This is a genomic window from Limnobacter alexandrii (assembly GCF_005871185.1).
GTDB classification, from domain to species: domain Bacteria; phylum Pseudomonadota; class Gammaproteobacteria; order Burkholderiales; family Burkholderiaceae_B; genus Limnobacter; species Limnobacter alexandrii.
On the sequence record NZ_SWKN01000006.1, the window covers coordinates 184,078 to 197,019 of the forward strand.

The 12,942-nt window shown below is 48.3% G+C and carries 14 protein-coding genes and 1 pseudogene; 11 read left to right on the forward strand and 4 right to left on the reverse strand.

All coding sequences use genetic code 11. The features are described 5' to 3' along the window. Positions 1 to 130: 130 nt before the first annotated feature. Entirely contained in the window at positions 131 to 1,864 is a 1,734-nt protein-coding gene (locus FCS97_RS01140; RefSeq protein WP_138515841.1) for an ATP-binding response regulator, read from the forward strand. Between the two features lie 17 nt (positions 1,865 to 1,881). On the opposite strand, the gene FCS97_RS16505 is transcribed toward FCS97_RS01140, so the two are convergent. The 4 genes and pseudogenes from FCS97_RS16505 to FCS97_RS01155 all read right to left on the reverse strand — a co-directional run bounded on the left by FCS97_RS16505 (position 1,882) and on the right by FCS97_RS01155 (position 4,085). Continuing rightward, positions 1,882 to 2,052 (reverse strand): hypothetical protein, encoded by a 171-nt coding sequence (locus FCS97_RS16505; RefSeq protein ID WP_171035116.1) that lies wholly within the window; start codon positions 2,050 to 2,052, stop codon positions 1,882 to 1,884. 2 nt (positions 2,053 to 2,054) lie between these two features. Further along, positions 2,055 to 2,507, reverse strand: coding sequence for an HI0074 family nucleotidyltransferase substrate-binding subunit (locus FCS97_RS01145; protein ID WP_171035117.1), 453 nt, complete (start codon positions 2,505 to 2,507; stop codon positions 2,055 to 2,057). Further along, positions 2,494 to 2,697: pseudogene (locus tag FCS97_RS16750) on the reverse strand (cupin domain-containing protein); the annotation flags it as partial. The gene FCS97_RS01145 and the pseudogene FCS97_RS16750, both read right to left, overlap by 14 nt. A 227-nt stretch (positions 2,698 to 2,924) precedes the next feature. After that, the gene (locus FCS97_RS01155) at positions 2,925 to 4,085 is read right to left on the reverse strand and encodes an ATP-binding protein (RefSeq protein ID WP_212746421.1); all 1,161 of its coding nucleotides are present in this window, start codon (positions 4,083 to 4,085) and stop codon (positions 2,925 to 2,927) included. Positions 4,086 to 4,264: 179 nt separating this feature from the next. Here FCS97_RS01155 and FCS97_RS01160 point away from each other — a divergent pair, with 179 nt between their 5' ends. The 10 genes from FCS97_RS01160 (at position 4,265) to FCS97_RS01205 (ending at position 12,763) form a co-directional block, all read left to right on the forward strand. Beyond that, positions 4,265 to 4,690 (forward strand): MarR family EPS-associated transcriptional regulator, encoded by a 426-nt coding sequence (locus tag FCS97_RS01160; RefSeq protein ID WP_246065678.1) that lies wholly within the window; start codon positions 4,265 to 4,267, stop codon positions 4,688 to 4,690. After that, positions 4,687 to 5,853, forward strand: coding sequence for a nucleotide sugar dehydrogenase (locus FCS97_RS01165; RefSeq protein ID WP_138515845.1), 1,167 nt, complete (start codon positions 4,687 to 4,689; stop codon positions 5,851 to 5,853). Before FCS97_RS01160 ends, FCS97_RS01165 begins: the two co-directional genes overlap by 4 nt. Beyond that, a complete protein-coding gene (gene rfbA / locus FCS97_RS01170) occupies positions 5,853 to 6,731 on the forward strand; it encodes a glucose-1-phosphate thymidylyltransferase RfbA (RefSeq protein ID WP_138515847.1) in 879 nt (292 codons plus the stop codon). Before FCS97_RS01165 ends, rfbA begins: the two co-directional genes overlap by 1 nt. Then, complete coding sequence (locus FCS97_RS01175; RefSeq protein WP_138515849.1) at positions 6,728 to 7,762, forward strand: TDP-N-acetylfucosamine:lipid II N-acetylfucosaminyltransferase family protein; 1,035 nt, start codon at positions 6,728 to 6,730, stop codon at positions 7,760 to 7,762. The genes rfbA and FCS97_RS01175 overlap by 4 nt, the downstream gene beginning before the upstream one ends. Then, positions 7,759 to 8,421 (forward strand): phosphoribosylglycinamide formyltransferase, encoded by a 663-nt coding sequence (gene purN, locus FCS97_RS01180; protein ID WP_171035118.1) that lies wholly within the window; start codon positions 7,759 to 7,761, stop codon positions 8,419 to 8,421. Before FCS97_RS01175 ends, purN begins: the two co-directional genes overlap by 4 nt. Next, positions 8,418 to 9,107, forward strand: coding sequence for a WbqC family protein (locus FCS97_RS01185; RefSeq protein ID WP_138515853.1), 690 nt, complete (start codon positions 8,418 to 8,420; stop codon positions 9,105 to 9,107). Before purN ends, FCS97_RS01185 begins: the two co-directional genes overlap by 4 nt. After that, positions 9,107 to 10,237: a dTDP-4-amino-4,6-dideoxygalactose transaminase gene (gene rffA, locus FCS97_RS01190; protein ID WP_138515854.1), complete on the forward strand. Its 1,131-nt coding sequence runs from the start codon at positions 9,107 to 9,109 to the stop codon at positions 10,235 to 10,237. Before FCS97_RS01185 ends, rffA begins: the two co-directional genes overlap by 1 nt. Next, the gene (locus tag FCS97_RS01195) at positions 10,234 to 10,923 is read left to right on the forward strand and encodes a class I SAM-dependent methyltransferase (protein ID WP_138515856.1); all 690 of its coding nucleotides are present in this window, start codon (positions 10,234 to 10,236) and stop codon (positions 10,921 to 10,923) included. The genes rffA and FCS97_RS01195 overlap by 4 nt, the downstream gene beginning before the upstream one ends. Then, positions 10,869 to 12,362: an MOP flippase family protein gene (locus FCS97_RS01200; RefSeq protein ID WP_138515858.1), complete on the forward strand. Its 1,494-nt coding sequence runs from the start codon at positions 10,869 to 10,871 to the stop codon at positions 12,360 to 12,362. Before FCS97_RS01195 ends, FCS97_RS01200 begins: the two co-directional genes overlap by 55 nt. 164 nt (positions 12,363 to 12,526) lie before the next feature. Continuing rightward, on the forward strand, positions 12,527 to 12,763 hold the full coding sequence (locus tag FCS97_RS01205; protein ID WP_138515860.1) for a hypothetical protein: 237 nt from the start codon (positions 12,527 to 12,529) through the stop codon (positions 12,761 to 12,763). The last annotated feature ends 179 nt before the right edge of the window (positions 12,764 to 12,942 follow it).

A 12,942-nucleotide genomic window follows, 5' to 3' on the forward strand; every position in this document is an offset into this window, starting at 1 on the left:
ACATACGTGGAAACCCCTGCGGGTGAGAAGCCACAATTCGGGTTACAAAAACTGGGGGCCACCCATTTAGACATTGCACGCCGCGCGCTTCACCACTTATGCTTAGTGCAATCTACTTATTGCCTTATTTATGAGATCCGAAGACCCGCACCAACTCACTATTCTGCGTGAGCAAACCAAACTGTTATTTGAACACCTGCCCTTCGTGCTGTATGGCGTGATGGCCTCCTCGGCAGGCCTGGTTGCAGTGCTTTGGCACACTGGCCAGGGCACCGCCTTGCTGTTGTGGTTGCTGGCCGTGTACATGCTGACAGGTTTGCGCTGGTGGGTGCGCAGGCACTTCAACAAACTGGGCACGCATTTCGACCCCAAACACTGGATACAGGTGGCCATTCAGTTCACAGCGGCCTCGGGTATTTTGTGGGGGTTTGCGGGTATTGTATTTTTTTCAACCGACCCCACTGTGCTGGCAACACTCACCATTTTCATTGCCGCCATGGTGGCTGGTGCCGTGTCTTCCCATGCCTGCCACACGCCCGCATACATTGCATTTGCACTGCCTGCATCGCTGCCCTTCATCGCGCGTTGCTTTTGGGAAAACACCCCCTTCTTCTGGGTACTCGGCAGCGTGGCATTTGTGTATGTGCTCATTAATATTCACTACGGGCGCAACCTGCAAAACATGGTGGTCCAGTCCATTCGCCTGCGGTTTCAAAATGCAGAACTGATCAGCGAACTCACCTTGCAAAAACGCGTGGCGGAACAAGCAAGCATCGCCAAAACCCGTTTTCTTGCAGCCGCCAGTCACGACCTTCGGCAACCCGTTCAAGCCATTGAACTGTTGGTGGATGCACTTGGTGAAGACCTGGCCAACCACCCCAGCAAAGGTTTGCTGGATAGAATTCAAGAGGCGGGCCATGGCCTGCGTCACCTGCTGAATGCGCTGCTCGATTCTGCAAAAATAAATGCAGCAGCCATTACCGCCAAGCCACGCCACATTCAATTGGCCCCCTTGCTCAAACGCATTTGCCAGGAACTGTCCGCCCAAGCCCAACACAAAGGGCTGGACATTCGCGTGGCAAAAACAAAAGCCTGCGCCTACACCGACCCCACCCTGCTTGAATTGATCGTGCGCAACTATGTTGAAAATGCAATCAAATACACACCCGAGGGGCGCGTGTTGCTGGGTTGCCGCAAAAAAGGAAAGCACATTCGCATTGAAGTACACGACACTGGCATTGGCATACCCGCCAGTGCGCAAGAAACCGTGTTTCAAGAGTTCTATCAGTTGGGCAACCCCGAGCGCGACAAAGCCAAAGGCCTGGGGCTGGGCCTGTACATTGCGCACAGCCTGGGCAAATTGCTGAACCACGACATCGGCGTAAACTCTACGGTGGGCAAAGGTTCGATGTTTTATGTCACCGTGCCCGAAGGCGATATCAGCCACCTGCTGGACGAACCCAGCCGCATGCAGGCTGGCAACAAAACCCCGTTGACTGGCAAAACCGTGTTGCTGATTGACGACGATGAACTGGTGCGTGCCAGTGTGACCGAAATGCTAAACCGCTGGCACTGCTCCACCATTTCAGCCGAAGACGCTGAAACCGCACTGCGCATTTTAATGGCGCGTGGCCGAATGCCCGATGCCATTGTGGTCGACTACCGCCTGCGCAACAAAAGCAACGGCGTGCAGGCGATCAAAGCATTACAGGCACAACTTGGAAATGTACCCGCTGTAATATTGACTGGCGACACCGCACCCAGTCGAATTCAGGAGGCCCGAAGTTCAGGCTTCCAGATTCTGCACAAACCGCTGAGTGGGGTTCAACTGCGCACTACCTTGAGTGAATTGATGTCAAGTTAAATACCAGGGTTAGAAAATCAGGCTGGATAAAACTTAACACCGCTATCGAGAATTTTTTGTTTTAAGGCTGCATTTTCCAATTGCTCGAAGTGAATACAATCCACCTTGAAAACCAGCGGCAGCGAATCGACCTCGTTCCACAGTGCAGTGAAAGCAGATTCAGTCATGGTAGGCGCAAGAACTGCCAAGTCTATATCGCTTCCGTCCCTGAAGTTTCCTGCCGCACTTCATTGGCCAATTCCTGAAAAAGGAGATCGCCGCGATTTTTCACAAAACCATACACCTGATCAGCCAATTTTTCATCATAAGTATGGCTCGACAGATTCCTCATTCGTTGGGCTTCGCTCCATGTGTTTCCATCATGTATCAACCCGGCCACCAAGGCCTCCTTGAATACATCACGAGGATTCAAAGCCACAATCCCCAACATCTCGAGCCGAAGCTTCAATGTTTTCCACGCAAGCTCCCAACAAAACTCGAAGCGCAGAATAACCGAGTCGCGAATAAATGAATCCAGGGGTTGCGCGCAAGCCTCAGACAACCTTTGACTGGCTTTCAGAAAATCAGCAGACCTTTCATTCAAACGTTCCATACGCGTTCGGTTCCCATGTGTTTCGTTTGATTGTAATTCAAGCCCGCCCATACACGTCATCAAACCGAACAATGTCGTCTTCTTCCAGGTAGTCGCCGCTTTGCACCTCGATCATCACCAGGTTCAACACAACAGGCTTTACTTCAATGCGTTTAATTTTGTAGCCTGTGGAATCTTCCAGCACTGTGTAAGTGCCCCAAGGGCGGTGCACCGTAGGGTGAAAATTCACCAGTTCGCTACCCAAAAGCACGTGAGTATTGTTGCTCTCGATTGAAATCAGCTGGCCCTCGCCTTCCTGCTGCACGGTGTTACCTTGGGTGTCGGCTGTACCTTGCTGAATTTAACCAAAGCCGGTTTCAGGGGTGCCGGGCGTAATGCCAAAGCAAGTTAGCCAACCCTTGCGTGCAGCCTCCACCACACAAAACTACCGAAATTACTCGTTTGCTGTTGTTCATACTGAACCTGTAGTTAAAGTTTTTCCAACGCCTGCGCCCACGCCAATACTTCACCCTGGCTTCGAGTGCTGCTTTCTTCACCACCATAAATTACGGTTGACCGCACCGCCTGTGGATTTAATTTCTCGAACCTAGTTAATTGCTTGAACCAGTCAGGGCTGAATGTAGCGCCCGACTTGATTTCATAGCTTTCAAAAACTCCGTCACGTTGAGCCAACAAATCGACTTCCTGCCCGGCACTGTCGCGCCAAAAGTAAAGTTCCGCCTGCCGTCCTTTGTTCAAGGCAGCTTTGTAGGCTTCCACAACCATCATGGTTTCAAACACCTGCCCACGCAACGGGTGTGTACTTAATACAGCGGCAGAATGAATACCCAACAACCAGCACATCAGGCCTGTGTCCAGAAAATAAAGTTTGGGGGTTTTCACCAAACGCTTGCCAAAGTTTTCAAAATACGGGGGCAGGCGCATTACCAAATAGCTGGCTTCCAACACGCCGATCCACTCCCTTGCTGTTACTGAACTAATACCCGCATCGGCGCCCAAAGCACTTAAATTCAACAATTGCCCTGAACGGGCTGCCGCCAAACGCAAAAAACGCTGAAACAGCTGTAAATCCTTGATTTGCAGCAACTGCCGCACATCACGCTCAACATAAGTGGCCACGTAATTGGCAAACCAGTCTTGCGGCAAAAGCTCCCGGCTGTACAAAGCCGGGTAATGGCCTTTCACCATCAAGTTGTCGAGGCCACTGGGCAACTGCCCAGCCTGGCGCAACTCAAACCCTTGCAATGGCAGCAATTCAACACGCCCAACCCTGCCAGCCAACGACTGTGTAATGTGACGCACCAAATCAAACTGCTGCGAACCCGTCAATATGAAATCGCCCATGCGCTGGCGTTCGTCCACCAAACCCTGAAGCCACGACATCAGGGAGGGCACGCGCTGTACCTCGTCAATTACCGCACCATCCGTGAACTGGGCCAGAAAGCGCTTTGGATCCTCAATTGCGAACTCACGCTGATCTGGGCTTTCAAGCGACACATACGGCTTGTGCGCAAACAATTGCCGGGTCAATGTTGTTTTTCCCGACTGCCTTGGCCCTGTAATGGCGACCACCGGAAAACCCTTTGCAAGGCGTTGAACCGCACTGGCTGCTAGTCTTGGGATAATCATGCTAATTTAAAGTTGAAACTTATATTTTCACATCTTAAATCGCTTGTAAGATTTAGTCTACTTTTGCGCTGGCGCCAGCAACCCCCACAATTGCGGGGGCGTTGAATAATTTGGCCTTTAGTTGGCAAGGATTGTTCAAACTTTAACAAAACTTGTTTAAGCTAAGTGTTAACCCGCGCTTGCTGATCGTTGAACAGCACGGCGGTAGCGTGCCCAAATCACCTTCAATTATGACCAGCCGCCAAGCCAAACTTCAAGAAGACACTTATTACCGCGTCATGCGTTTGCTGGAAGAAAACCCCGACCTTACCCAACGCGAACTGGCTGAAAAGCTGGGCGTAAGCGTGGGCGGGCTGAACTACTGCCTGAAAGCACTGACTGAAAAAGGCCTGGTGAAGATGCAAAACTTCGCCAACAGCAAAAACAAGTTTGGGTATGTGTATGTGCTAACCCCAAGTGGTATTGCCGAAAAAGCCAAGTTGACCAGCAACTTTTTGAAAAGAAAAATGGAAGAGTACGAAGCACTTAAAGCAGAAATTGATGCACTGACGCTTGAAGAGAAAAAAACTAAGACAAGCCAACAACAATCCGGGGAACACTCATGAAAATAGCTGTAGTTGGAACCGGTTATGTTGGCCTCTCTAACAGCGTTCTTCTGGCCCAGCACAATGAAGTTGTTTGCCTAGATATTGTTCCTGAAAGAGTAGAACTACTGAACAAGAAACAATCGCCAATTGACGATGAGGAAATTAAAGAGTTTCTAGCTTACAAAACGCTTAACTTCCGAGCCACGCTCGATAAACTAGATGCATACACCAACTCCGATTTTGTGATAATTGCTACCCCCACAGACTACGACCCCGAGACAAACTACTTCAATACCCAATCAATTGAGGCGGTGATTAAAGACGTAATTGCCATCAACCCAAATGCGGTTATGGTGATAAAGTCGACGGTACCAGTGGGCTACACCTCAAAAATAAAACAGCAATTGGGTGTGACAAACCTGTTGTTTAGCCCCGAATTTCTGCGTGAAGGCAAAGCACTTTACGACAACCTTCACCCAAGTCGTATAGTAGTCGGTGAGAAAACTGACCGAGCAACACAATTTGCAAAGCTGCTGCAGCGGGGCGCACTAAAAAAGGATGTACCAATACTGCTAACGAACAGCACCGAAGCCGAGGCGATCAAACTGTTTGCAAATACCTACTTGGCAATGCGCGTAGCGTATTTCAATGAACTAGATACATACGCCGCTACTCATGGCCTAAATACACGTCAAATTATTGAAGGTGTTTGTCTCGACCCCCGCATCGGCAATCATTACAACAACCCTAGTTTTGGATATGGTGGGTACTGCTTGCCGAAAGACACCAGACAGCTACTCGCCAACTACAGAGAAGTGCCTCAAAACCTGATTCACGCTATTGTTGAGGCCAATACAACTCGAAAAGATTTTATTGCCGATGAAATTATTCGCCGAAAACCCAAGGTAGTTGGAATTTACCGCTTAATCATGAAATCCGGCTCAGATAATTTCAGAGCCTCGAGTATTCAAGGGATCATGAAACGCATCAAAGCAAAAGGTATTGAAGTGATCGTCTATGAGCCCATGATTTCTGGAAAAGAGTTCTATAACTCCCGTGTCGTTAACAATCTGGATGTTTTCAAACAAGAGGCAAATTTGATCGTCGCAAACAGACTAACCAAAGCCCTGGACGACGTGTCGGAGAATGTCTACACCCGCGACCTGTTTGGAGATAGTTGATGAGCCGCAAAGGAATTGTCCTCGCTGGTGGCTCTGGTACACGTTTGTACCCTGTTACGAAAGGCGTTTCCAAGCAGCTGCTACCGGTCTATGACAAGCCGATGATTTACTATCCCTTATCGGTGCTTATGCTCGCTGGCATTCGGGACATTCTCATAATCACCACCCCGGAAGATCAATCCGCCTTTCAAAGACTGCTTGGTTCAGGCGACGATTACGGCATCAACCTGAGCTACGCCATTCAGCAAAAACCGGAGGGGTTAGCCCAAGCCTTCATCATCGGCGAGAACTTCATCGGCAAAGATTCGGTTTGCCTTGTGCTGGGCGACAACATCTTTTATGGCCGCGGCTTCCGTCCGATGCTCACCGAAGCCGCAGACAAAACCAAAGGGGCAACGATCTTTGGTTATGGGGTCAAAGACCCGCAGCGATTCGGTGTTATCGAGCATGATAAAACAGGTAAAGTCATTTCTATCGAAGAGAAACCGACCCAACCCAAAAGCGATTTGGCCATTACAGGCCTTTACTTCTTCGACAACAACGTTATCGAAATCGCAAAACAAGTCAAACCCTCTGATCGAGGCGAACTGGAAATCACCAGCGTCATTGAGAGCTACCTGAAACAAGATGATCTTCAGGTTAAACAACTCGGTCGTGGCTTTGCATGGCTTGACACAGGAACCCATGAAAGCCTCCTCGCGGCCGCTCACTTTGTTGAAACTATTGAAACTCGGCAGGGCTACAAGATCGCCTGCCTTGAAGAAATAGCTTTTAATCAAGGCTGGTTAAGTAAAACACGCCTCGAAGCTATCCAACAAACATTGATCAAAACAGGTTATGGAGAATACCTGTCAAATTTATTGAAGACGCGTGAATGATTCTCCACCTTTGCACAATCAACAAGTTTATCGAACCTTTTTATCAATTCGTCAAAAACAATTTTGCTGACTTTGATTCAAATCACGAGTTCTATATCGAAGGATTAAGCGACAAATACATCAACCCGGTTGGAAATAATATCTTTCTTGCACAAAACGTAAAGTTCATAAACCGGTATTTTTGGCTAACCAAGCAAATGAACCGGGCAGATAAAATAATCCTACATGGCCTATGGGACATGCGGGTACTCATGCTGCTCTGCATACAACCTTGGCTTTTAAAAAAATGTTACTGGGTAATTTGGGGGGGAGACCTCTACACCTACACGCCAGCCAAGAAAAACAGGCGGTGGTGGCGAAACGAAATTTTACGACGTTATGCAATCAAGCGATTCGGTCACATCATTACCCAAGTCCGTGGAGACTATGAGTTGGCGAGGCAATGGTATGCAGCCAAAGGCGTTTGGCACGAATGCTTCATGTACCCAAGCAATTTGTACAGCGAGTCGCCTGCAAAAAATACGCAACACGATGGAATAAATATTCTTTTGGGTAATTCAGCAGATCCCAGCAATAACCACATTGAGGCTTTAGAAAAGTTGAGGTTTAGTACTACTGAAAAAGTTCACATCTATTGCCCCCTTTCGTATGGTGACGCCGAACACGCAAAGAAAGTTGCGCACTACGGGAAAAATATTTTTGGGGAAAATTTTAATCCTTTGCTTGAGTATATGCATTTCGATGACTACCAGAAACTGCTGGCACAAATCGATATCGCGGTGTTCAATCATAGACGACAGCAAGGAATGGGAAATATCACCCAACTACTTGGGCTTGGAAAAAGTATTTACATGCGCAGCGACATCACATCTTGGACTTTTCTTAAGCAAATTGGCGTTAAAGTTTTCGATATTAAAGAACTTGATTTAAATAGGCTAGATCAAGACGAGGCAATACGAAATAAAAAAATAATTTCTAACTATTTTTCAAAGAACTCATTGATCAAACAATTGCAGGAAATATTCAATTGAAAAAGATTCTTTTTCTTGCATCAGGAGGTGGCGGCAACTTCAGGTTTGTTCACCAAGGTATTTTAGGTGGATATTTTAATCCAGCCGAGTTGTACTTAATTGCAGACCGTGGTTGCGGTGCGATAGAGTACGCTAAAAATGTTGGCATCCCCAACTTCTTAATTGAATACAGTCGAAAATCTCCTGAAGAACTCAGATCTCATTTATTAGATATAAAACCAGATCTTATTATTACAAACTGGCATAAGATAATTGATGCAGACACCGTTCGGGCAAATGAAGGTAAATTTATCAATCTGCATTACTCCCTACTCCCTGCTTTTGGCGGATTGATCGGCTTGGAGCCGATCAAGAAAGCCTATGAACAAGGTTGTAAGTTCATTGGCCCAACCTGTCACTTTGTGGATGAAGGGGTGGATACCGGAAGAATAATCACGCAGGCTATTTTTACAACAGACAGACCCTTTGAAGAATCGGTTACGCTGATGTTTAGATCAGGTTGCGTGACTCTTCTCAATGGAATGAATATTGTTTTATTCGGAGAGGGGGCAATGCCGACCCGGGCCTTTTCATGTTCGGAAGTGATCTTCGATCAGCCATCAACGGCAAGCCCACATCATTTTAATGAACAATTTTGGAGCAGAGTAGCAAACACATGAAGAGAGTTGCCATCCTTCAATCGAACTACATTCCTTGGAAGGGTTATTTCGATATGATTGCTGCTGCAGATGAATTTATTATCTATGACGATATGCAGTTCACGAAAAATGATTGGCGAAATCGAAATCTAATTAAAACTGCACAAGGACCTCAATGGATTACTGTACCGGTCAAGTTAAGCGGAAAGTTTGGTCAATTAATTAAAAATACAGAAATTAACGGTGACGCTTGGCAAACCAAGCACTTAAAATCAATTTTCTTCAATTACAAGAAAAGCAAGCACTTCAAAGAACTATACGAAAAAATCGAAGAACTATACTCAGTCGACTACCAATACATCTCCGAGTTAAACAGAACATTTATCAGTTTTATATGCAAATACTTAGAGATAAATACGACAATCAGTAACTCTTGGGATTACTCATTAAGTGATGGAAAAACCGAACGTCTCGTGGATCTTTGCAGGCAGGCTGGTGCAACAGAATACATTTCGGGGCCCGCAGCCAAAGATTACATTGAACCAAATTGTTTCAGTGACGTGGGCATCAAGCTTACCTGGTTTGATTACTATGGCTACCCCGAATACCCCCAGCTATGGGGTGAATTTGTTCATGGGGTAACCATTCTGGATTTGCTGTTTAACTGCGGCAAAGATTCAAAAAAATACATGCGATTCGTAAGATAATGATTTCATTCAACACCCCCCCCCACACCGGCAATGAGGAAGCTCACGTTCTCGCGGCCATGAAGAGCAGCAAAATTTCCGGCGATGCGCGTTACGGCGTAATGTGTCAGGAATGGTTTGAAAATGAACTTGCCTGCCCCAAAGCCTTACTCACCCCCTCCTGCACGCAATCGCTGGAAATGGCAGCCATTCTTATCGACATCCAACCCGGCGATGAAGTGATCATGCCAAGCTACACCTTCGTCAGCACCGCAAATGCCTTCGCATTGCGCGGAGCCAAGATTGTGTTTGTCGATATCCGTCCAGACACCTTGAATCTGGACGAAAAACTAATCGAAGCCGCCATCACGCCACACACCAGGGCAATTGTCCCCGTGCATTACGCAGGGGTGGCGTGCGACATGGCTGCAATCAATGACATCGCTGCGCGGCATGGCTTGTTCGTCATTGAAGATGCTGCGCAAGGAATGATGGCTACGTACCAAGGCAAACCTCTAGGCGCTTTGGGCCACATGGCCGCCTACAGCTTCCATGAAACCAAGAACATAACCAGTGGCGGAGAAGGTGGTTTGCTCATACTGAATGACGAGCGTTTTATTCACCGCGCCGAGATCATCCGCGAGAAGGGCACCAACCGCAGCCAGTTCTTCAGGGGCATGGTAGACAAATACACTTGGGTGGATTTGGGCAGCAGTTACTTGCCCTCTGAAATTCAGGCGGCCTACCTTTGGGGCCAACTTGAAATGGCCGACGTTATTACAGCCAATCGCCTGGCAACATGGAACACCTATCAGGACGCCTTTGCTGATCTTCAGGCCAAGGGCAAGTTGGTCTTGCCAACCATTCCCACGGATTGTCAGCACAATGGCCACATGTTTTACTTGAAGTGCCGCGATCTGGCCGAGCGCACCGCGCTTTTGGCACACCTTAAACAGAATGAAGTCATGGCAGTTTTTCACTATGTACCTCTGCACAGCGCCCCGGCGGGTCAAAAGTATGGCCGGTTTCATGGTGAGGATCGCTACACCACAGCCGAAAGCGAACGCCTGCTTCGGCTGCCGCTGTGGTATGGAATGGAACGGGACATACGAAATCGGGTAATTGATGCCGTGAGGGCTTTTTACAAATGACAATCAGCCATAGCCACCCAAACCGGCAACCTCACAATTGGCTGATTTACGACATTGGCGACGAGTGGCTCAATCGATTCAAGAATTACTACAAGGGCAATCTCTACGATCTTGGATGCGGCGAAATGCCCTACAAAAGCTGGCTGCTCAACTACGCCGACAGCTACACCGGCGTGGACTGGGGCAGTTCCCTTCACGAGCTCAAGGCCGATGTGCTGGCCGATCTTAACGAGATTCTGCCCATTGAAAGCGAAGCGGTAGACACTGTGATCTCGCTCTCTGTCATGGAGCATCTGCGCGAGCCACAGATGTTCTTAAGTGAAGCCCATCGCATTCTAAAACCCGGGGGAGCGATGATCCTTCAAGTACCGTTTATGTGGTGGGTGCATGAAGCACCCTATGACTACTATCGCTACACCCGCTACGGCTTGCAGTACCTCTTTGAAAAAACCGGATTCGTTGACGTGCAGGTTTACCCACAAACCGGGTTCTGGACGATGTGGACATTGAAGTTTAACTACCAGACCAAGCGCCTTATTCGCGGTCCGTGGCCCATTCGCAAGGCGATCGGTTTATTGCTTCGAGGGCTGTGGGCCGTTAACCAACGCATCGCACTGCAGCTGGATAAACATTGGAAGGGCGAAGCCGAGACCGCCGGTTATTTTGTGGTGGCAAAGAAGGCGTGACACCCGCCGGAAAAACCTATTCTGCCGCACGCTGGACAACAGCCTCCACCGTAGCTCGCGCAGGGCTGCAACTGCTGCAAGTTGCAGTTTTAGCGCGCTTTTTGTCGCCAGCCGATTATGGGCTCATGGCCATGGTGCTGGTGATATTGAGCTACGCCGGATTATTTAGCGATATGGGCCTGAGCACCGCCTTTGTGCAGCGCCAGCAGATCAGCCACGAGGAACGCAGCAGCCTTTATTGGCTAAGCGTGGCAGTGGGCGGGGCATTAATGCTTATCGTCATGGCCATCAGCCCCTTGGCAGCCATGTTCTTCAAAGAACCACGAATAATTCCATTGATGATGCTGGTTGCCACCAACTTCCTTGTAATCGCGATCGGCCAGCAGTTGCGGACGGATGCCGAAAAATCGCTCAATTTCCGTCCGGTCGCTCTTATCGAAATAGGCGCGGCCACGGTGGGCCTTGTCGTCGCCTTGCTGGCGGCCTGGTTAAATTGGGGCGTCTACGCCTTGGTGTTTGCTGCAATGGCCAGCGCTTGGCTAACCATGGTAATGTCATGGCTCTTCCTGGCCCAAGGATGGCGCCCAGCATGGCGTTTACATTGGAGCGAAATCCGCTGGTTTGTGCGTTTTGGCGGCGGCATGGTACTTAATAATTTAATCAATCACGTCAATTCGACCATCGACTTGATACTCGGTGGTCGCATGCTGGGAGCAGGTCCGTTGGGTTTGTATAGCGTACCTCGCAATCTAATGTTACAGGTGCAGGGCATGATCAACCCTGTTTTTACCCGCGTTGGCTTTCCGCTGATTGCTTCAATACAACACGACAAAGAACGGGTTAAACAGGTGTACCTAAAAACCATGAACCTAACCGCCTCAGTTAACGCACCCGTGTACGTCGCGATCGCTTTATTTGCGCCGGAAGTTGTCTTGCTGCTGTTTGGTGCCAATTGGACAGAGTCTGCAGCCTTGATGAGAATACTCGCGCTTTGGGGGCTACTACGGTCATTCGGCAACCCTGCGGGGAGTTTGCTGTTTGGCTTGGGGCATGTACGTATTGCCGCCAAGTGGAATGCAGGCTTGCTGCTGATTATCCCACCCGCCATAGGAATCGGCTCAATGTGGGGTGCTACGGGCATGGCCTGGACGATGACGGGTTTGATGGCTGCGTTGTTCATTCCAGGTTGGGCATTTCTAATTAGGCCAACTTGCGGGGCCAGGTTAGGAGAGTATTTCAGGCAAGTTGCGGTACCAACGACATGTTCGATTGTGGCCGGGTTGCTTGGCTTGCTCTCGGTTTCTGCAATAGAACACTCATTGGCGCGCCTGCTAGGTGGATTACTGGCTGCATTATTGATGTACCTCATTCTAAGTCGATTTTTTAATCGAGAATTTTGCGAGACAGTAGCACAGGCTACGAGAGCGGACACTGTTTAATCGAGCAGTTTTTGTGAATTTTTAATAAAGATCCAGCCTTGTGGGTTAAGCGGTGATTGCTACAACTTGGTCGGTTAAATATATCTCGTTAAGGGGTTTTTAAATACAAAACCTGACTGTAAACCTCCTCGAATAGTCAACATATGAAACACAAGAAGTTTTGCATGACGAAGGAAAGCGTTGTGAAAAATCGAAAGGAACGGAACGCCAGATTGTTGCCGACTTGCAATAAGCACGGCACTAACCTATCAACCTATTACCAGTGGCTGTCGGGGCAGGGAATTGGAAATGATAATCTCAAGCGCATTTTTGCTGAACAGGTTCTTCACAACGCAGCACCTGAAAACGCCCTAAAAAAGGCCATGACGCCATCCAAACTCAAAGAAATAGCAAGTTCATAAATTTTAGCCTGAGAGTGAGCAAAGCCTATGAGCTGTTTAGACTTTATGACTCAAAGTATTTTAATCGAGCTGAATCCTAGAAAATTGAATCAGGTTACGCTTTGGTTGACACTTTGAACAGGGCAGCAAGGAAACTTACGGGGCAGGTACTAAAAAAAGGCAACAAATTCAAATATGCA